17 protein-coding genes are annotated in these 20,006 nt (G+C 64.7%); 9 read left to right on the forward strand and 8 right to left on the reverse strand.

What is annotated here, in order from left to right:
- Window positions 1–49 precede the first annotated feature (49 nt).
- A complete protein-coding gene (locus tag AC15MQ_RS02365) occupies window positions 50–538 on the reverse strand; it encodes a DUF1499 domain-containing protein (RefSeq protein WP_483079198.1) in 489 nt (162 codons plus the stop codon).
- 287 nt (window positions 539–825) lie between these two features.
- On the opposite strand from AC15MQ_RS02365, the gene AC15MQ_RS02370 reads away from it, so the two are divergent.
- The 5 genes from AC15MQ_RS02370 to AC15MQ_RS02390 all read left to right on the forward strand — a co-directional run bounded on the left by AC15MQ_RS02370 (window position 826) and on the right by AC15MQ_RS02390 (window position 8,433).
- A complete protein-coding gene (locus AC15MQ_RS02370) occupies window positions 826–1,608 on the forward strand; it encodes a DeoR/GlpR family DNA-binding transcription regulator (RefSeq protein ID WP_287655181.1) in 783 nt (260 codons plus the stop codon).
- A gap of 91 nt (window positions 1,609–1,699) precedes the next feature.
- Window positions 1,700–4,162 carry a phosphoenolpyruvate--protein phosphotransferase gene (ptsP, locus tag AC15MQ_RS02375; protein WP_483079199.1) on the forward strand — a complete coding sequence of 821 codons (2,463 nt, stop codon included), beginning with the start codon at window positions 1,700–1,702 and terminating at the stop codon, window positions 4,160–4,162.
- A gap of 14 nt (window positions 4,163–4,176) precedes the next feature.
- A complete protein-coding gene (gene pfkB / locus AC15MQ_RS02380; RefSeq protein ID WP_483079200.1) occupies window positions 4,177–5,172 on the forward strand; it encodes a 1-phosphofructokinase in 996 nt (331 codons plus the stop codon).
- Between the two features lie 2 nt (window positions 5,173–5,174).
- Entirely contained in the window at window positions 5,175–6,971 is a 1,797-nt protein-coding gene (locus AC15MQ_RS02385) for a PTS fructose-like transporter subunit IIB (protein ID WP_483079201.1), read from the forward strand.
- A gap of 124 nt (window positions 6,972–7,095) precedes the next feature.
- Entirely contained in the window at window positions 7,096–8,433 is a 1,338-nt protein-coding gene (locus tag AC15MQ_RS02390) for a carbohydrate porin (protein WP_483079202.1), read from the forward strand.
- 62 nt (window positions 8,434–8,495) lie between these two features.
- Here AC15MQ_RS02390 and AC15MQ_RS02395 read toward each other — a convergent pair whose 3' ends face one another.
- The gene (locus tag AC15MQ_RS02395; RefSeq protein ID WP_483079203.1) at window positions 8,496–9,410 is read right to left on the reverse strand and encodes a DMT family transporter; all 915 of its coding nucleotides are present in this window, start codon (window positions 9,408–9,410) and stop codon (window positions 8,496–8,498) included.
- Window positions 9,411–9,736: 326 nt separating this feature from the next.
- On the opposite strand from AC15MQ_RS02395, the gene AC15MQ_RS02400 reads away from it, so the two are divergent.
- On the forward strand, window positions 9,737–11,374 hold the full coding sequence (locus AC15MQ_RS02400; RefSeq protein WP_350495778.1) for a methyl-accepting chemotaxis protein: 1,638 nt from the start codon (window positions 9,737–9,739) through the stop codon (window positions 11,372–11,374).
- Window positions 11,375–11,388: 14 nt separating this feature from the next.
- Complete coding sequence (locus AC15MQ_RS02405; RefSeq protein ID WP_483079204.1) at window positions 11,389–12,621, forward strand: hypothetical protein; 1,233 nt, start codon at window positions 11,389–11,391, stop codon at window positions 12,619–12,621.
- A 266-nt stretch (window positions 12,622–12,887) separates the two neighbouring features.
- Here AC15MQ_RS02405 and AC15MQ_RS02410 read toward each other — a convergent pair whose 3' ends face one another.
- The 4 genes from AC15MQ_RS02410 to AC15MQ_RS02425 all read right to left on the reverse strand — a co-directional run bounded on the left by AC15MQ_RS02410 (window position 12,888) and on the right by AC15MQ_RS02425 (window position 14,397).
- Complete coding sequence (locus AC15MQ_RS02410) at window positions 12,888–13,481, reverse strand: peroxiredoxin (RefSeq protein WP_483079205.1); 594 nt, start codon at window positions 13,479–13,481, stop codon at window positions 12,888–12,890.
- A gap of 4 nt (window positions 13,482–13,485) precedes the next feature.
- Window positions 13,486–13,707 (reverse strand): hypothetical protein, encoded by a 222-nt coding sequence (locus AC15MQ_RS02415; protein WP_483079206.1) that lies wholly within the window; start codon window positions 13,705–13,707, stop codon window positions 13,486–13,488.
- The gene (locus AC15MQ_RS02420; protein ID WP_483079207.1) at window positions 13,704–13,883 is read right to left on the reverse strand and encodes a BrnT family toxin; all 180 of its coding nucleotides are present in this window, start codon (window positions 13,881–13,883) and stop codon (window positions 13,704–13,706) included. Before AC15MQ_RS02420 ends, AC15MQ_RS02415 begins: the two co-directional genes overlap by 4 nt.
- Window positions 13,884–14,043: 160 nt before the next feature.
- Window positions 14,044–14,397: a hypothetical protein gene (locus AC15MQ_RS02425; RefSeq protein WP_287655170.1), complete on the reverse strand. Its 354-nt coding sequence runs from the start codon at window positions 14,395–14,397 to the stop codon at window positions 14,044–14,046.
- A 258-nt stretch (window positions 14,398–14,655) separates the two neighbouring features.
- Between AC15MQ_RS02425 and yqhD the strand changes: the two genes are divergently transcribed.
- The gene (gene yqhD / locus AC15MQ_RS02430; protein ID WP_287670831.1) at window positions 14,656–15,810 is read left to right on the forward strand and encodes an alcohol dehydrogenase; all 1,155 of its coding nucleotides are present in this window, start codon (window positions 14,656–14,658) and stop codon (window positions 15,808–15,810) included.
- A gap of 48 nt (window positions 15,811–15,858) precedes the next feature.
- Here yqhD and AC15MQ_RS02435 read toward each other — a convergent pair whose 3' ends face one another.
- On the reverse strand, window positions 15,859–16,503 hold the full coding sequence (locus AC15MQ_RS02435; protein WP_483079208.1) for an ankyrin repeat domain-containing protein: 645 nt from the start codon (window positions 16,501–16,503) through the stop codon (window positions 15,859–15,861).
- A 552-nt stretch (window positions 16,504–17,055) separates the two neighbouring features.
- Complete coding sequence (locus AC15MQ_RS02440; protein ID WP_287655165.1) at window positions 17,056–17,523, reverse strand: hypothetical protein; 468 nt, start codon at window positions 17,521–17,523, stop codon at window positions 17,056–17,058.
- Between the two features lie 401 nt (window positions 17,524–17,924).
- On the opposite strand from AC15MQ_RS02440, the gene AC15MQ_RS02445 reads away from it, so the two are divergent.
- Entirely contained in the window at window positions 17,925–19,967 is a 2,043-nt protein-coding gene (locus AC15MQ_RS02445; protein ID WP_483079209.1) for a hypothetical protein, read from the forward strand.
- Window positions 19,968–20,006 lie beyond the last annotated feature (39 nt).

The following is a 20,006-nucleotide window of genomic DNA, read 5'->3' on the forward strand; positions in this document are numbered from 1 at the left end:
CTCCTGTCGGCCATTCCGTCCCTTGTCGTCGATCACGATGACGCCTCGATCACGAGGTTGCGAGTTTGTCGCGCAATTGTTCGATGCGGCGGCGATTGACCCCGAAATCGTTGCGCCCGACGCGCGACGCCGAGCGTACCTGTACCACACCCTGCACGGGGTCGAACCAGAACTCGACATCGTCGACGAACTTCATGAGTCGGGTCGTGTATTGCACGCGCAGATAGTCGACGCGGCTGTCCACAATGGTCGCGCCCGGTTCGGCCTGCAGCAGTGCGTTCAGCCTCGCCATCGTGGTGGGCCCATCGCCCCGCAGCGCCAGCGGTGCGATCTGTGCAGCTTCGCGCTGGCGATGGCCAGGCCACAACAGCGCCTGGCTGCTCACACTGTTGTCTGTATCCGACGGTCGCTTCAGTTTGCCTGCGTGCACGCCAAGGTCGCCGGGAGGCTGGCCGGCGAACAGGCCCAGCTGCCCGGCCAGCAATGCCAGTGTGGCGGTCGCCACGATAGCCGTGGCGACCCACTTGATGATCTGCATGCCAACGCCTCCCCGGGTCTCTGCGTCACGCGTCGAATATGGGGCCAATGATATCCCCACCACGGGAGGACTCGCGATCTGTGGAATCGTTCGCTTGCTTCGCGCGACTTCCAAGCAGGGCAAGAAAGTGCTTGCAAATGTTAGATATTGTGCGATACTGATTACTAACCAAACACAAACACACATTTATAACCGTAACCGAACACCATCAGAAAGGGCCGCCATGTCTCTCAGACTCGATTTTCCTGCCAGCGTAACGAACGACTCTCACCGGAGGCGACCCGCGCATGGCTGAGCATCTCGCCGACCATCGGCTGGAATTGATCATGTCCGAACTGTCGGCGCGCGGTGAGTGCCGCACGCGGCAACTGGCGCAACAGTTCGCCTTGTCCGAGATGACGGTGCGCCGCGATCTGGCTGAACTCGAGGCGCGCGGCCTCCTGCGCCGGGTCCATGGTGGAGCGGTCCTGCTCAATCGCGACGTCGAATACACGCAACGCCTGGAACTGGCGTCGCTGCAGAAGCAACAGGTCGGCCACACCGCGACAAGACTGCTGAAAAGCGGCCAAACGGTGTACCTGGATGCAGGCACGACGGCCTTCGAAATGGCACGGGCGATCGGCCAGGGCCTGCCGCAAGTCACCCATCTCCATATCGTCAGCCACGGCATCAGCATCATCAGCGAACTCGCCGGGCGTACGCCCTATCACCTGCAGTTGATCGGCGGCGAGGTCTATCAGAATGCGCTCAGCACCGTCGGTCCGATCGCCCTGGCACAGATCGCCAACCTTGATATCGATCTCTTCTTCATGGGTGCCGGCGGCGTTACCGGCGCACAGGGCTGGACCAATTCCAACCACGTCGAGGCGGTGATCAAGCGCGCGGTCATCACCCGCAGCAAGAGCGTTTGCGCGATTTGCGACAGCGCCAAGTGGGGCCAGCAGTCCTTCGCGCCCATCGTGCCCTTCGCCGCCCTCAGCCGCTGGATCGTCGATCGCGGCCTGGCCGGCGAGGGGCTCGCCGCCGCCCGCACCGCCGGCATCAGCATCACTTACGCGGAGCCGTCGTGAACGACCGCGATGGCGCCAGATGCGCTTCCGACCACCACCCCAGCCCGCATCCCCGGGATCTCCGGAGCAGGGCGACACAAGGAATGCAATGATGATCAAGTTGACCCAGGGGAACATTCTCCTGAACGCCCGGGCACAAGACAAGACCGAGGCGATCCGCATCGCCGGCAACCTCCTGGTCGATGCCGGCAACATGCAGCCGGGTTACATCGACAGCATGCTGTTGCGCGAAAAGGTGGCCAACACCTATCTGGGCAACGGGATTGCCATCCCGCACGGACTGCCCAGGGATCGCGACCTGATCCTGCGGACCGGTATCTCGGTCAGCCAGTTTCCCGACGGCGTGCAGTGGCATCAGGGCGAAACGGTGCATCTGGTGGTGGCCATCGCCGCCCGCTCTGACGAACACATCGAACTGCTCGCCAACCTCACCGATGTGCTCGATGACCCACAGACCGTGCACCGCCTGGCCACCACCAGTGATCCGCTGGACATCATCGCGCGCCTGACCCAGCCACGCGACGGCGGATCGGTTGCCGTCGCGCCGGTCGAGGCCGACGACGGTTTCGCCAAATGGGTCGATGTCGAGCTGTCCGGCCCCGCCGGGCTGCATGCCCGGCCGGCAGCGGCGTTTGTCGACATCGCCAGGCAGTTCGAGTCGGAGGTGCGTGTGCGCCACATCGGCAAGGTGGCCAACGGCAAGAGCCTGCTCTCGCTGCTGAAGCTCGGCGCCGGCACGCGGGCCGGCATCCGCATCATGGCGCGTGGCAGCGATGCCGACGCCGCGCTCGAGGCGCTGGCGGCGGCGGTCAGGCACGGCCTGGAGGACGCCGCGGAAGCGAGCCCCTCGTCAGACCTTGTCGCCCCGTCCCTGAGCCTGCAGGCGCGCGCGATCGCCGGCATCGCCGCCTCGCCGGGCGTGGCGATCGGGCCGCTGCGGCATTTTCGACGCGAGAGGATCGTCGTCGCGGCGACCGCCGACGACGCGGTGCATGAGGAGACGCGCCTGCGTCAGGCGATCGCCGCGGCCCGGCTGCAATTACGCGAACTGCACGACGAGGTCAAGGCGCGCAGCGGCGCCGCGCGTGCCGCCATCTTCCGCGCCCATCAGGAGTTCCTCGACGACCCCGATCTGGTCGAGGCGACGCAACGGCTGATCGAGGCCGGGCACAGCGCCGGCTGGGCCTGGCGTCAGAGCATCGACGAGCGGGCGCAGGAGGTGGCGTCGCTCGACGACGCGCTGCTCAAGGAGCGCGCCGTCGATCTCCAGGATGTCGGGCGCCGGGTGCTGCGCCTGCTCGCCGACACGCTGGAAGAAGAGCCTGGCACCTTCACCATGCCGGTGATCCTGGTCGCCGAGGACTTGTCGCCGTCGGACACCGCTCGCCTTGACCCGGCGATGATTCTCGGCATCTGCACCGCCGGCGGCGGCCCGACCTCGCATACCGCGATCATCGCCCGCTCGCTCGACATCCCGGCCATCGTCGGCGCCGGCCCCGCAGTGCTGCATCAGCCCGAGGACAGCCTGTGCATACTCGATGGCGACGCCGGTAATCTCTATCTGGAACCGGGCGACGGCGATCTGCACCTGGCCCACCAGGTGCAGCAGCAGTGGCAGGCGCTGCGCGAAGCCGAGCGGCTGGCCTGCTATCAACCGGCGATCACCACCGACGGCCAGCGCATCGAGGTGGTCGCCAACATCGGCGGCGCCAGCGAAGCCGAACAGGCGGTGGCCGCCGGCGCCGAAGGAATTGGTCTGCTGCGCAGCGAATTCCTCTTCCTGCAGCGCGCCGAGCCGCCGAGCGAAGACGAGCAGTTCATCGCCTACAGCGCGATGACCCGTGCCCTCAACGGCTTGCCGCTGATCATCCGCACGCTCGACATCGGCGGCGACAAGGAAGTGCCGTACCTGTCGCTGCCCGCCGAAGACAACCCTTTTCTCGGCGTGCGCGGCATCCGACTGTGTCTCGCCCGCTCCGACCTTTTTCGGCCGCAGTTGCGTGCCATCTACCGCGCCGCCGCGACCGGCCCGGTAAAGATCATGTTCCCGATGATCGCCACCGTCGAAGAGTTGCTTGCCGCGCGCGCCATTGCCGAAGACGTTCGCCGCGAACTCGGCGCCGCCGCGGTGGACATCGGCATCATGATCGAGGTGCCTTCGGCGGTACTGATGGCGCCGGAACTCGCCGCACACGCCGACTTCTTCTCGGTCGGCACCAACGACCTGACACAGTACGTGCTGGCCATGGACCGCGGGCATCCGAGCCTGGCGCGCCAGGCCGACGCCCTGCACCCGGCGGTGCTGCGCATGATCGACATGACCGTCAGGGCGGCCAGCGCCGCCGGAAAATGGGTCGGGGTATGCGGCGGCGTGGCCGGTGATCCGAAGGGCGCGATGATCCTTGCCGGCCTCGGCGTTTCTGAACTGAGCATGAGCATTCCCAGCGTCGCGGCGATCAAGGCCCGCCTGCGCACCCAATCCCTGACCGACCTGCGAGCGCTCGCGCAGCGCGCGCTCGCCTGCCGGACCGCCGCTGAAGTGCGCGCCCTGTGAAGGAGAACACGACCATGAATCCAATGCCCGGCATTGCCACCATCACCCTCAACCCGGCCATCGACCAGAGCGTCGCCATTCCCGGCTTCGCCGCCGGGAGCGTCAACCGCGTGGCCTGGGAACAGTCCGATCCCGGCGGCAAGGGAGTGAACGTCGCTTCCTTTCTCGCCGACCTGGGTTGCCGTGTCGCCGTCACCGGTCTGCTCGGTCGCGACAACGCCGGCGTCTTCGAACAACTGTTTTCCGGCAAGGCGATGAGCGATGCCTTCGTGCGCATCCCGGGCAACAACCGCGTCAACATCAAGATCATCGACGAGGTGACGCCCTCGATCACCGACATCAACTTTCCCGGCCCCGCGGCGACGCCCGAACACCTCGCCGAGCTGGCACGGCGGATCGACGCGCTGCTCGCCGACCACGACTGCTTCGTGATCTCCGGCAGCGTACCCGTCGGTGTTCCCGCCACCTACTACCCGGACCTGATCCGCCGACTCAAGATGGCGGGCAAGCGCGTGCTGCTTGACAGCAGCGGTGAAGCGCTGCGCGCGGGTATCACCGCGGCACCCTGGGCGATCAAGCCGAACCTCGCCGAACTCGAGGAACTCGTCGATGCGCGGCTGCCGGACCAGGCGGCGGTGATCCATGCGGCGCGCGCGCTGCTAGTGCGCGGTCTCGCTTGCGTGCTGGTGTCGATGGGCCGCGACGGCGCGCTTTTCGTCACCGCCGATGCGTGCCTGCACGCCATGCCGCCCGAGGTGACGGTCAAGACCACGGTCGGGGCCGGCGACGCAATGCTGGCCGGCTTCATTGCCGGCAGCCTGCGCGGCTGGTCGCTGGCTGACTGCGCGCGTCTGGCCACGGCCAGCGCCCTCGGTGCGCTGACCCAGATCGGGCCGCGACTGCCGGCGGCGACAATCATCGAGTCATTCATGGCCCAGGTCACGGTACGCCAGATCGCCGCTACGGCAGACCGGTCGCCGGCATCGAGCCAATCAACAGGGAGTTTCTAGTCATGGCAAGGATCATCGCAGTCACCGCATGCCCCACCGGCATCGCACACACCTACATGGCCGCCGAGGCCCTCAAGAAAACCGCCGCGCTGATGGGCCACAGCATTCGCGTCGAGACCCAGGGCGCTGCCGGAGCCAAAGATATCCTCGACGAGGCCGATCTCGCCCAGGCAACCTTGCTCATCCTCGCCGCCGACACGCACGTCGAAATGACCCGCTTTGCCGGCAAGACGGTGTATGAAACCAGTACCAGCACGGCGATCCGCGAACCACAAGCGGTGCTCGACGCCGCCCTGGCCCTGATCGGCATCCGCGCCGAGCACCGGCCCGAACCCGGGGCGACGGCTGCGGCACCGCCGGTCGCCGCCACCGCCCAAGTCGATGCGCAGGCCGAAGCCAGTGGCGACGTCAGGAAGATCGTTGCCATCACCGCCTGCCCGACCGGCATCGCGCACACCTTCATGGCCGCCGAAGCGCTGAAGAAGGCCGCCGCCAGGCACGGCTACACGATCAAGGTGGAAACGCAGGGCTCGGTGGGCGCCAGGAACACGCTCAGCGCCGTGGAAATCGCCGCCGCCGACGTGGTCATCATCGGCGCCGACACGCACGTCGATACCAGCCGCTTCGCCGGCAAGCGGGTGTATGAAACCTCGGTCGGCCGCGCGCTGAAGGAAACCGACAGGGTCCTGCAGGAGGCCTTCGCGCTGCCCGCGCCAAGTGGAGCGGCACTGCAGCGCGCGGCGGAGCACACCGAGGCGCGCACGCCGGAGAAGCCGGCTGGGGCCTACAAGCATCTGCTGACCGGGGTTTCCTACATGCTGCCGATCGTCGTCGCCGGCGGGCTGGTGATCGCGCTGTCCTTCGTCTTCGGCATCGAGGCCTTCAAGGAAAAGGGCAGCCTGGCGGCCAGTCTGATGGACATCGGCGGGGGCGCGGCCTTCGCGCTGATGATTCCGGTACTCGCCGGATTCATCGCCTTCTCCATCGCCGACCGGCCCGGCCTCGCGCCGGGTCTGGTCGGCGGCATGCTGGCCAGCCAGTTGCAGGCCGGTTTTCTGGGGGGCATCGTCGCCGGCTTCATCGCCGGCTACGTCGCCCGCTATCTGCGCGACCACATCCACCTGCCGGTACATTTCGAAGGCCTCAAGCCGGTGCTGCTGATTCCGCTGCTCGCCACGCTGGTGGTCGGTCTGCTGATGATTTATGTCGTCGGCAGTCCGGCACGCGCGATCATGGAGGGGCTCACCCGCTTCCTGCAGGGCCTCAGCGGCACCAACGCGGTGTTGCTCGGCCTGCTGCTCGGCGGCATGATGGCGGTGGATATGGGCGGACCGATCAACAAGGCGGCCTACACCTTCGGCGTCGGCCTGCTGGCGAGCAACAGTTTCATGCCCATGGCCGCGGTCATGGCCGCCGGAATGGTGCCGCCGCTGGGCATCGCGCTCGCCACCTTCCTGGCCAGGAACCGCTTCTCGGCCGACGAACAGATTGCCGGCAAGGCCGCCGCGGTACTCGGCATCTCGTTCATCACCGAAGGTGCGATCCCGTTCGCGGCCAAGGATCCGCTGCGCGTGATTCCTGCCTGTGTCGCCGGCGCGGCGATCACCGGCGCATTGTCGATGATTTTCGGCTGCACCCTGCACGCACCGCACGGCGGCATCTTCGTGCTGGCGATTCCCAACGCCGTCGGGCAGTTGCTGCCTTACGTCGGCGCCATCGCCGCCGGCACGCTGCTCACCGCGCTGGTCCTGATCGTGCTCAAGAAACCCCTGCCCGCGAACGGGGCCGTAGCCGCCTAGCCCGACGCAGCGGGCGAGGGGAGAACCTCCCCCTCACGCCTCCCACAAGCAGCACCCCCATGACGATGCCGGGCACGGCAGGGGGCATCGCACGCCCGAATTTCGTAGAAGGAAGGATCCGACCATGCGCCAAACATCCCTGCGCCACCGCTCTTCGCTCGCCTTGCTCAGCGTCCTTCTGGCCGCTCTGCCGTGCGGCCAGTCAACCGCCGCCGAAGCGAGTGGCGCGAAGGTCACCGAAACCGACGTCGGCGGCGTCGAGGCTCCGGAAATCCCGCTCGAGCTGGCGCCAGAAATTGCCAGGGATCTTGTGGTTGCCGGCTATCTGCGTGCACTCAGCGGACTCAATTCCGAAGGAAGCCGGGCCGCCTGTTTCCAGTTGGCCGGTTCGCAAGCCAAGTACCGCCTCGGCAACGAGTGCGAGATCTACGGCGAACTGTTTGTCGGCAAACAACTGGCGAGTTTTGCCGACGGCAGCACGCTCAGTGCGAACGTCATGTTCAGCCTGAACCACGCAACGGCCTACAACGCCGGCGACCACGGCACCGATACCCGTGTCGCCCAGGCCTACGCTGCCGCCGAGAAACTCTCCCTGCTCAACGGCGGGGCGGTGTGGGCCGGGCGGCGCTATTACAAGCGCGAAGACATCCACATCAATGACTTTTTCTACTGGAATCCGCAGGGTCTCGGCGGCGGTATCGAGGATGTCGCCATCGGCGGCGTCAAGGTCAGCCTGGCTTATTTTCGTGAGGACAACCAGGACCAGCCGATCAAGGCCGACCGCTACGATTTCCAGGTGCGCGGTCTCAAGACCAATCCCCATGGCGAGCTCGAATTCGGGCTGAGCGTGATTCCCGTGTCCGGCCATGTCGCTACCGGTGGCGACTCCGGCTGGTCGCTGACCGTGCAGCATCGCCAGAGCAACCTTCTCGGCGACGGCTGGAACAAGTTCGCCGTGCAGTACGGGGTCGGACCGGGAACCGGGCTCGGCAGCACCGGACCACTCGCCAATACCACCGCCGACAAGCGCTGGCGCGTCGTCGAAGGCATCTACGCCCAGTTGACGCCGCAGCTCGGCGGCATGTTGACCGGCGTATACCAGAAGGACGAGTCACCCACGGGCGACCAGAGCTGGATCTCGGCGGGCGGCCGCCTGACCTACGGCCTCACCGAGCACTGGAAGCTGCAGGGCGAACTGGGGCATGACCGGGTCAAGCCGAGCGCCGGCGCGACGCGCAACCTGACCAAGCTGACCATCGCGCCGACGCTGGCCATGGCCCGCGGCTTCTGGTCGCGCCCCGAGTTGCGCTTCTTCTACACCTACGCGCGCTGGAACGACGCCGCGGCGCTGGCGGCCAACAGTTCGACGAATACCGCCGTCGCCTCGACCGCCGCGAACGGCATCTTCGCCGGCGGCAACCAGGGTTCGACGATCGGCCTGCAATTCGAAGGCTGGTGGTGAGCCCGGCCGGAGCAGGTCGATCCGGCAAGCGATGCCCGCAGGAAAACCACCTGCCGCCGTGGCTACTCCGGCGATTCCGCCGCCGCTGGCCGGCTGGCAGGCAGATTGACCAGCACGATCCCCAGCGTGACACACACTGCCGCGACAATGAAGCTGGGGGTCAACCTCTCGCCCAGGAACAGCACGCCGAAAGCGACGCCGAAGAGCGGGGTCAGGAAGGAAAAGACCATCAGCCGCCCGGCGAGGTGGCGGGTGAGCAGCCAGAACCAGGTGAGATAGCTGGCGAAGGCGACGATCACGCCCTGGTAGGCGAGCGCCAGAACGATCGGCACGGAGAGCGTCGTGACGCCGCTCTCCCCGAGCAGCGGCGAGAGCGGCAGCAGCAGCGCCGCCGAAGCGGCGAGCTGGTAGAACAGCACCTTGGTGGCACTGATCGTCGCCAGGCGGCTGGCGCGGATCAGCACCGTCGTCGCCGCCCAGCCGAGCGCCGCGAGCAGGCCCAGCCCGTCACCGATCCAGGCGTCCGGCCGGACACCGCTCGCGCCGGCAAAACCGAACACGATGCCGGCGAAGGCCAGCGCGACGCCAGCCAGATGCCGCCAGCGCAACTGCTCGCCGGCAACGCAGCAGTGCAGCCCGAGCACCGTCAGGCACGGAGCGGTGTAGAGAAAGACGATCATCCGCGAGGCGGTGGTGTAGGACAGGCCGACGTAGATGAAGACGAACTCGATCCCGAACAGCAGCCCGGCGAGCAGGCCCGGACGCAGGCTGCCGTCGTCGCCGCGCAGCGGCAGTCGCCGCCAGTACGCCCAGGCGGTGAGCAGCCCCAGGGCGATCGCCGAGCGTAGCCCGGCCTGCAGGATCGGGCTGATGCCTTCGCCGGCGACCTTGATCGTCACCTGCTGAAAAGCCCAGGTCGCGCAGAGCAGGACCATCACGGCAAAAGCGGTGAAACCGGGCGGGGTGCGTGCTTGCATGAATATGGGCGAAGGGCACAGCAGCGTTGGGGGCGAACGGCGCAGTATCCGGGCTTCTCGCCGGCGGGTCAAACGCCTGGCCTGTCTCGATCGCCGGAATCGTGCGCATGGTGCTTCCGTCGGCGGTGCGCGCAGCATGTGAGCGGCATCGCCGGACAGCGCGGGACCCAGGGCTTCCGGTGTTTCCGAAAAGCGGCGCGCAGCAGCAATTTCCGATTGCCGCGCTGTGCGGAAGGGCAGATACTGAGGACATCAGAAGGGATAACCATGACCGCCGGTGGGTGGGCACCGACGGATGGGCCCGCTACCGGCTCCGGAGGGAAACCATGAGCACCAATAACACACCGATCGGCGTGCGGGTCCGGATGACGGCCCTCTCGTTGCTCACCCTGATCGGCCTGGCGGTGCTGTGCATCGTCGCCCTGGTCAATCTGAAGGGCAATCTGCTCGAGGACCGCAAGCTGAAGACGCGCAATCTCGTCGAGGTCGCGCTGGGCATCGTCAGCCACTATCACCAGCTTTCGACGCGCGGCGTGCTGCCGGAAGCCGATGCCCGGCTGGCGGCGATCGCCACGCTGCGCGACCTGCGCTATGCCGGCACCGACTACTTTTTCGGCTTCGATACCAACCACGTCTACTTCCTGCTGCCGACCAAACCGGAGTTCGAGGGTCAGAACAAGAAGGAGATGAAGGATGCCAAAGGCACCTTCCTGATCCAGGAACTGGTCGCCGCTGCTCAGGCCGGCGGCGGCTACGTCAACTACTGGTTCCCCCGCTCCGGTTCGGACATCCCCGAGCCGAAACTCTCCTATGCCGCGCTTTTTGCGCCGTGGAACTGGGTGGTCGGCACCGGCATCTACATCGACGACGTCGACGCCACGTTCCGTCGCGAAACGCTGATCCTCGGCGGCATTGCCATGGCCCTGCTGGCGCTGATCGCGGTGATTTCCTGGCGGCTCGCCCGCGGTGTACTGCGCCAGCTCGGTGGTGAACCGGCGTACGCCGCGGCGGCGACGGCACGCATCGCTGCCGGCGATCTGGCCACGCCGGTGGTCGCCGACACGCGCTTTTCCGACAGCCTGTTGATGGCCATGCAGCGCATGCAGGGTCGGCTGAGCGAAGTCTTCCGCAGCATCGACGCCGCCGCGCAGTTGCTCTCGAACAATGCCGAAGCCTTGTCCACCACCGCCGCTGAAGTCAGTCGGGCGGCCGGCGCGCAGGCCGAGGCGACCGCCGCGACGGCTGCGTCGATCGAGGAAATGACGGTCAGCATCAACGAGGTCTCCGCGCAGGCACAGCAGACCGAGGTCAATTCGAAGCGCACCGCCGGCCTGGCCGACGAGAGCGTTACCGTCATCCAGCGCGCGGCCGGCGAGATCGAGTCGATGGTGACGACGGTGGGGGGCTCGGCGACGCAGGTGCAGGGGCTGCTGCGGCGCTCGCGGGAGATCGGCGGCATCGCGCAGGTGATCAAGGAGATCGCCGACCAGACCAACCTGTTGGCGCTCAACGCGGCGATCGAAGCGGCACGTGCCGGCGAACAGGGGCGTGGTTTTGCCGTCGTTGCCGACGAGGTGCGCAAACTCGCCGAACGGACGACGCAGGCGACGATCCAGATCGCGAACACGATCGAGCAGATTCAGACGGAGACCAGCCTCGCCGTCACCGGCATCGAGGCCGCCGTGCCGCAGGCCGGCCGCAGCCTCGAACTGGTCCGCGAGGCGGCCTCGATGCTCGATCTGATCGACGTCCAGGCGGCCGACTCGCTGGCGCGTGCGCGCGAGGTGGCCAACGCCGCGCGTGAGCAGGCCGCGGCCGCCGGCGACATTGCCCGGCATGTCGAGCAGATTGCCCGGATGGCCGAGGCAACGACCGCGACGATGAGCGGCAACGCCGACAACGCCCACCAGCTCGAAGTCATGGCCGGACAACTGCGCCAGCAAACGGGCTATTTCCGGACCTGATTCAGCCGCCGTCGATGCCGGCCCTGCGGAAGAAACCGGCGGCCCGCGACCCTGCCGTGCGCATGGCCCGCTTCGCTGCGCTGCGGGCGCTGGCGAACCGACTTTACGGAACGGCGACCGGCAGGCTTCGCTGGTTGCTCATCACCTTGATCGTCGGCCTGGCGGGATGCGCCACCTCAGGTCGCACCCCCGACCCGATGCCGCCGGTATACGTCTCGGAGCGTACCTGGTGGCAGGTCGATAGCGACATTCTCGCCGCCTCGCGAGCGGCGATGATACCGGCCGGGAACGACGCGCGCCGCTTCATGGAAAACTGGCGAAGCCGCGTCCACAAGCGCGGCGAGGCCGACTTCATCCCGTGGTTTACCGGCTACTGGACGCAGCAATGGCTGGCCATCAAGGTCGCCTGGTACAAGCTCGGCGCCGGCGAAGGGAAGGATCCGGCCGCGCAACGACTGGCGGCGTATCTGCAGGAGCAATACCGAGAACGTGTGCTCGAACCCGTTGCCCGGGAGATCAATCCCGAAGTGATCCGGGCGAAAGCGACGCAACGCTACGTCCGGCTCCTCGGCGAACAACTGCAGGCCATCCCGCGGCGTTACGGCGTGCCTCCGGAGCAATTCGACCGCCGGCTCGAGGACATTCCGGCGATTGCACTGGCGCCGCCGGCAGCGCACAACGCCTCGCTCTACCAGGTCGTGCATGCCGATCCGCTCGACACGCTCCCCGCGGTTGTGGCGCTGACCGCCCACATCCGCAAGGCCGCGGGTGGCGCCGGCGGCGGGCCTTCGGATGCCCGGATATCGCCAGTAGCGAAACGGGCCAGCGAGAGACTGGTGGCCAGGCTCGCCACCAGCGGTGGCGCCAGCGCTGCCGCGGCGGCGGTCGGCGGTGTCGCCGGCGTGGTGATCTCGCTGGGCGCTGCCGGCTTCGGCGCCATCCGGCACGAGCAGGAACGGCCGGAAATGGAAGCGCAGCTTCGCGAAAGCCTGGACGCCGCGCTGGACGACCTGTGGCACAGCCTGATGGAGGATCCCGCGACCGGCGTCATGGCCGGCGTCCATCACCTGTCGGAACAGCTCGAAGGCCGTCTCGCCCAGACACTTGCGCAACCGGTCGAACTGCATCCGGCACCGCAGGAAATTCCCCTGGCGAGCGAGCCGCCCGTGCAGGAGGAAGAAGAAGGCGTCGAAGAGGACGACATCGAAGAGGAAGCCTTGCCCGACGAAGGGCTGGCGGCGGAATGATCCTGGAAACTTCTGTCGATGACACGCAGGCCCTTCGACATGCCCGCGGCGCGGGCTGCGCAGGGCGAGCTCACCCCCGCGGTGAGCCGAAAAAATCCTCCTTGTTTCGCCTTGTATTGTGCCCGTCTCAGGTTTCAGCGCAACATCTCCAGCCGCTACGGCGGGGATGAGCACTGCAGACCGATCCATGATCATGCTCCTGCAAAAGTGCTGATGGTCGCGCAAACCGGCGAGGGATGCCCACGGTTGGCGCCGGTGAGCGCGCTTCAACGCCGCTGCCCTTTCCTGGCAGCACCGGGTGGAACGTCTGACCGCAACCAGGTGAGGACATCGTCGACATGGCGATCGGGAGGGAACACCGGATAGAAAACCTTCCTGATCTTCCCGTCCTCGGCGATCATCGTCAGTCGCTTGAACAGCGTCATGCCGGCGACGGAAAACGTGGGCAGCCGCAGCGCCGTTTTCAGTTGCAGCGCGCTGTCGCTCAACAACTGGAACGGAAGGTGCAGACGGTCGCGGGCTTCGCGCTGCTCTTCGGAGGGCTGCGCGCTCAGTCCGAAGACCCCCGTACCCAGGGCGTCGAGCTCGCGATAGTGATCCCGAAAACTGCAGGACTCGGGGGTACACCCGCGCGCACCGGGAATGTCATTCCATCCCTCGGGCAAGGGCACATCGGGTCGCCCGGTCATCGGATAGAGGTAGAGGACCCATAGACCCCGCAGCTCGCTCAGCTTGACGGCGCTGCCGTCGGTGCTCGGGAGCACCACCTCCGGCAGCAAGGCGCCTTCCAGATGCGCCGCCGCACCATCATCAACGGGTTTCGGCAAGTCGGGTGGCAACAGCGATAGATCGGTGCGCATGCTTTCAATTACCCTGGAATGGTCGGGTCGGCGTCATGTGATGCTCTTCCGCACAAGTGCGCAGGGCACGATTAACGGCCTCGGCATCCGGGAACAGGCTCTGCAAGTCAGCTTCGATGAGGACCAGCTTGGTGCCCTCCTGAATGCGCCGGGCGTATTTCCCGCGCTCGCCGGATGTGATCAGATCAGCCGGGTACTCCGGCCGCAACGTGTCTTCATCGTTCATAGGCTTGACGCTCCTGGCGGGTCATGCGACGTGCGGAAATGATACGAATGGTCCGGGTCGCGGACGCACGGAGAATGGGTGTCGGCAAAGACATCAGCGGCTTCGACGAATGAAACCCCATGCTTCTTTTCGTTGCTGCGTGCCTTTGCTTCATCCCATTGAAAATCCATGGCCATGCCGCCTCATGAGGATGGTGGTTGCCGAATGCCGTCCAATGTCCGATTTGCAGGCCGGCCCGGCGATCCCTTCCATGGGCATGGCCCCAACAAGCGGCATCGGAAGGCTGCGCGGTGTCTTTTCCTGCGCGTGTGTGGGAAAACAGCATGCACGCTATGATCAGGGAGGGCAGGCGAAAGCCTGTACTTTACATGATCGGTTTTTCCCAGTATGTCTCTGTTTTTCCCAACAGGCTTGCAATGCCGCCAGAATTTTCTCTTTTGTGGCTTTAAATTCATCTTCCGAATGGTCATTCACGAATCCACAGACAGGGCTGATGCTTTCCATCGAAACAAGGAAGTGCAGCATCAACACGTTCTCTGGAAATCCCGACAACCGCGTCGATGCCGACAGCCTTGCGCGGACTTCCAACGCCTCCCGGACCCCTTCACCAACAGTATCCGTCCCAAGAACTATAGCATGCCGACCGAGCCGGTTTGGCGTGACCGGGGGCGAGGTGACCGCGTTTTCCACGCGTAGCGCCACTCTCGGGAGATCGGCGCGCGGGAGGTCGCAGCGTTACTCTTTCACGCCGTCGCTGCCGATCGGCGCCAGTCCACAGGCGGTGACCTTTCTACTTGAGCTATGGGAGAATGGCCGCTGCCGCCTGCCACCGGAATGGCGCGATCCTCGCCGACGACGGGCAGGCGGCGCCGGCCTATTCCCGCTCGCACGCCGGCTTCGCGTGCGCCTCTATCCCGACACCACCGCAACCGCTTCAAGGAGCCTGCCATGCAAAACTTCACTTTCCACAATCCGACGCGCATCCTCTTCGGCAAGGGACGTATCGCCGATATTGCCCGCGAGATTCCCGCCGGCGCGCGCGTCCTGATCACCTACGGGGGCGGCAGCGTGGTCAGCACCGGCACGCTCGACGAAGTGACCGCGGCGCTCCAGGGCTTCACGCTGTTCGAGTTTGCCGGCATCGAACCGAACCCGACCTACGAGACGCTGATGCAGGCGGTGGACCTCGCGCGTCGCGAGAAGATCGACTTCCTGCTCGCCGTCGGCGGCGGCTCGGTGATCGACGGCACGAAATTCATCGCCGCCGCCATACCCTTCGTCGGCGACCCCTGGGACATCCTCGCCAGGCGCGCCCGGGTGAAGAGCGCGATCGCCTTCGGCAGTGTCTTGACGCTGCCGGCGACCGGATCGGAGATGAACAGCGGCGCGGTGGTGACGCGGCGCGCGGGCAATGACAAGCTGGCCTTCCTCAACCCGCTGCTCTTCCCGCGCTTCTCGGTTCTCGACCCGAGCAAGACCTTCACGCTGCCGCCGCGGCAGGTCGCCAACGGCGTCGTCGACGCCTTCGTGCACATCGCCGAGCAATACCTCACCTATCCGGTCGACGCCAGGGTGCAGGACCGCTTTGCCGAAGGGCTGCTACTGACGCTGATCGAGGAAGGTCCGCGCGCGCTGCACGAGCCCGCGGACTACGACGTGCGCGCCAACCTGATGTGGACCGCGACGCTGGCGCTCAACGGCCTGATCGGCGCCGGCGTGCCGCAGGACTGGGCGACGCACATGCTCGGTCACGAACTGACGGCGCTGCATGGCCTCGACCACGCCCAGACGCTGGCCGTGGTGCTGCCGGCGATGCTGCAGGTCCGGCGTGCCGAAAAGCGGCAGAAGCTGCTGCAGTACGCCGAGCGGGTCTGGGGCCTGCGCGCCGGCGACGACGACATGCGCATCGACCAGGCGATCGCGCATACCCGCAGCTTCTTCGAATCCCTGCAGGTGCCGACCCGTCTGTCGGCCTACGGCATCGGCGTCGAGGCGATCCCGGCGCTGCTGGCCCAACTCGAACGGCATGGCATGGTCGCGCTCGGCGAACACCAGAACGTCGACCTCGCGCAATCGCGGCAGGTCTATGAGCTGGCCGTCTAGGCTTCTCGCCGGGTAGCGCCGCCGGCGGCCAGATCAGGCCAGCGCCGCTCACAGACTCTTGCGTGCCTGCGATTGATGAGCTGCCCGCCGATGTGATCTGTTGCGGGCGTCCGCGTGCAACTCGAACATCGACAGCGCGCCGCGTTCGCGCAGCAACTGCAGGTGCTCCGGGCGTGCCTTGTCGTAGTGGTGGGCCAGTTCAGACAGGTGGCGAAGCCAGGCGTCCTCGTCTTCGCCTTCCGCCGGTTTCACCTCGCCGAACGGGTGACCCTGCCAGACTTCGTCATGGTAAACGGCGTGCGCCCAGTCGTAGAGCGATTCGCGGTCACCGTCGTTGCGGATGCGTACGACGTTAGGATCGGCGCCGGCGTCGAGCAGCAGGCGCAACATTACGGTGTCCATGTTCAGGGCGGCGGCGAACAAGGGGCTGGAGCCGTCCTGGCTGGGACCATTCGGATCAGCGCCAAGCCGCAGCATTTCCTGGACGACCGCGTACTTCGGCGCTTGCGGGTAGAGATCGAGCGTGCTGATCGTGTATTCGAGGATCGTATCGCCGAATTGATTCCTGCCATTCAAGTCGAATCCATCGGCCACCAGATTACGCAGGGCCTTGATGTCTCCGGCACATGCATGCGCCATGAAGCTCTTGATCCGGCTTTCGACGTCAGCGGTCTGTCGTTGATGATGGTTCATCGCAACTCCCTCGTTATCAAGAATTCTCGGGGCAGGGAAGGGCCATCTATGAAGCATCTTTCGCAGACGCCATGGCCAGCCCGCTGAAGCGCACTGGATCCACCCGACCCCTCGCTTCCGCACCTCGGACAACAGCAAATCCTGAGGCTTTCGCCAGAGGGTACAGGACTGTTTTTCCGCAGCGGCAATGTTGCAGCGCAATGAAACAATAACGCGCCCGGTCACCGAACGATGTCAGCTACTCTGTAAGCGCGTGTGTCGACGTGTAACAACATCGTCTCCCAAAGGGATGGCTTCGTCTCCCGGAAAGACGACATTGTTTCCTGGAGAGATGGCGTCGTTGCTTGGAGGGACGAGATCGTTTCTCTGAGGGATGAGATCGTCTCTCGGAAGGTCGAGATCGTTTCCCGGAAGGACGAGATCGTTTCTCGGAAGGACGGCATCGTCTCTCGGAAGGACGACATCGTTTCCCGGAGGGACGGCATCGTCTTTCAGAACGACGACGTCGAGCCTCCAGGACTTGACGGCAAGGCGCGGCGGCTGGCGACGGCGTCAGGCCGGCGGGCGCTTCGCCGTCGCATGCCTGCCGGTGAAGCGGGCAGCCATGGTTTCCTTCAACGCATCGAGCCCGGCGCCCTTGCCGAAGGCCTTGGCGATCGCATAGCCTTCGAGCGCGGCACAGAGGATGTCGCTGCCGAGCGCCATCTCGGTATCGTCGGCCTTGGCGGCGAGTTGCCGCAGGCGGCTGAATCGCCGGCGCAGCAGATCGAGGTTGGCCAGGTCGTTCTCGGCTTCGCGCAGGTCGAAGCCCGGCGGAATCATCTGGCTGTTCTGCGCCAGAACCAACAGCGTTTGCCGGCACACCCCTTCGGTTTTCTCACCCATCTTGGCGAGGGTGCGCCGTTGCTCGACCGAAAGCTCGATCAGATGCGAAAACTTTTCTTCGAGCGTGCTCAAGGCGGAGTCTATCGCGGCGATGTCTTCGGCGCTGAAGTTCAGGGATATCAGGTTCTGGCTCATCGGAACTCTCCTCGGGGTGGACAGGAAACTCAAGAATTTCAAGCAAAAGTATGGACGAACATTATGACGCTGGTCAAGCCTGGTTGCGCTATTCGAGCATTATCATATAAAGATGGCTAATGCCGTAATGTGAATGCATCAATAATATAAATCATTGATATCGTGTAATCTATTGACTGTATCGCAGATATGCCCTAGCATGCGTCCGATTCCATACACTGACGCAGGTCGATTGATGAGTTGAACCGGCAGGAAGTCGTATCAGCAAACATGATCCATGAACTATCGTGTTGATTTTCGGGCAGCGCAGGTATCAGGACTTAAAGGATAGGAACAGTGTCACTCAGTACGTATCGGAATTGTCCCAAAACCGGATAGCCATTTTCTTGGGAACCTTCGCCATGCGTTTCATGACAGGAATGCTAGTAATTTCCGCAATGGCCATCTCGGGTTGTGCCAGCAATCCCTATATTACCGACCCGAGGCCAAGCTACTCCGAGATGAACGGGGCAAGTTGCCGGTCAGGGTCGGCGTGCGCTGCTTCGGGCAGTATTGAATATGCCTGGCGCTACGCCGACAACACCTATGAGAGCTACGAAGCCAAGCTTTCACAGGAATTCGCACGTCAGCAATTTCTCAGTGGCGGGCTCTTGACCCTGGGTGCGGCGATCATCGGCATGGCGGTTGGCCATGCCAACAACTACTGGATGGCGGGTACGGCGCTCACTGCGGGAACGATTTATCAACTCGGCACATGGAACTCCAGCAAGGATCGGCTCGGCATCTACATCGAAGGCATGAAAGCGGTCTCCTGTGCGCAATCCGCGGTTGAACCGCTGCGCATTGGTGCAGGTGGAATTGCGAATATCCAGAACGATGAGGCCAGGGTCAGGGAGGACATCGAACAGGCAGCCAAGGCGGCGGGGAAGGTAATGACCTGGCTTGCGATCGTCGGCGACCAGAACAGGCAGAATCCTTCGAGCCTGGAGCGCAAGGCCGAAAGCGAACTGGCCAGCATGGGCGTCCTGTTCAAGAAGGGGAATGACGCCATCAGCCATACTGCCAGGCTGGAGCAAGGCGTGCAGGAAGCAGGAGGCTTGCTGGAGAATACGGTGAGAGACATCCGAACGTCGGTCGATGCGGCCCTTAACGGAACGCTTGCCGATCTTTCGAACCTGCCGAAGTTCATCAGTAATCTCAGCGCCTCAGCGAGTATGTTTGCACCGGGCCTCGATCTGGATTCTGTCTTCAAAGGCGCCGTGGCAGCGACCAACGTGGCTTCCAAAAAAGGAGGCATACTTATGGGGAGTCCCGAGTCCGGCTCTCCTCTGGATGCCGTGCGGGAAGCGCCGATCGATCCGGTACTCAAGCTGGCCGGCGCACTAGGCGATCTGAGCAGCCGGCATACCTTGCTCGCTGCCAGCATTTCCAGATTGAAAGGGACGCTGGGAAAGGCTGCGCCCTCTCAATCCAGAGTCAGGAACAGCCTTGCGGGTTGCGGTATCGACCTCGAAAAACTCAATCTCGGCTTGCAACTTGACCGCAGCGCGGTGGCCTTCAAGGCCGGCATCGCTGGGATCTCAATGGTAACGCTCAGTGGTGGCACGTTATCCTATACGGCGAATTTCGTCGATCTACCGGCTCCGAAAGGGATCAGTTTTTCCCTGAGCAGAGAAGTGTTGATGGTGAGTGCGACTGGCGATACCGAGGCCGGCAATTCGACTAAGGTCAAGGTCGCGGATAGCGCGGGGTCCACCGCCTTTCTGACGATCAGCGTCGAAGACAAAACGGCGAGCGCGACGACCGGAACGACCAACAAATCAACCTCAGCCAAAAAGGAATCATCCTCGTTGGATGCCGTTTGTATTGGCCAGCAAAATCGATCGGCGGAAGAGCTATGCCTGATCCAGAGTGTGATCGGCGTCAAGGTTACCGGTTGGTTCAAAGAACAGTCTTGTCGGGCTTTCCTGTCGAATCCCCTTACCCAGAAATTCGGCGGACGGATCAATGACGGCACCATGGAAGCGGTCTATGGCGCGGCTGGTTTTTCCAGTGCCCCCGACAGCAAGCAGATTCGCGCAAAATTGAGCGAAAGAGGCGTGAAGCTCTGTCGAGGCCAGCCGACTGGCAGCGAAGCAGGGAATGCGACGCTTCCGGCCGCTGGGGCTGCGGCGGCGACGGTATTGTCGCGGACATGTGAAGTCGAGGGGTCTCGGACCGATTTCGAATGCAGACAATCCAAATCGGATGTTCGGGAATTGCGGCGCGAACTGGGCGTCAGCCCGACCCCGGAGAAATTCGACGTCGATTTACGCAATGCGCTGTCCCGCTTTCAGGAGACGGAAAAACTTGATCAGCGGAAAGGCGATTACACCCAGGAAACGGCCATCAGGTTGCAAACGAATGCACGCAAAGCCAAAGGCCTCGGGCCTTCGCCCGGCTAGCTGGCTAGCAGCGGGAGGGAAGGTCAATGACTGACGAGG

It is taken from the genome of Candidatus Accumulibacter propinquus, from assembly GCF_056856495.1.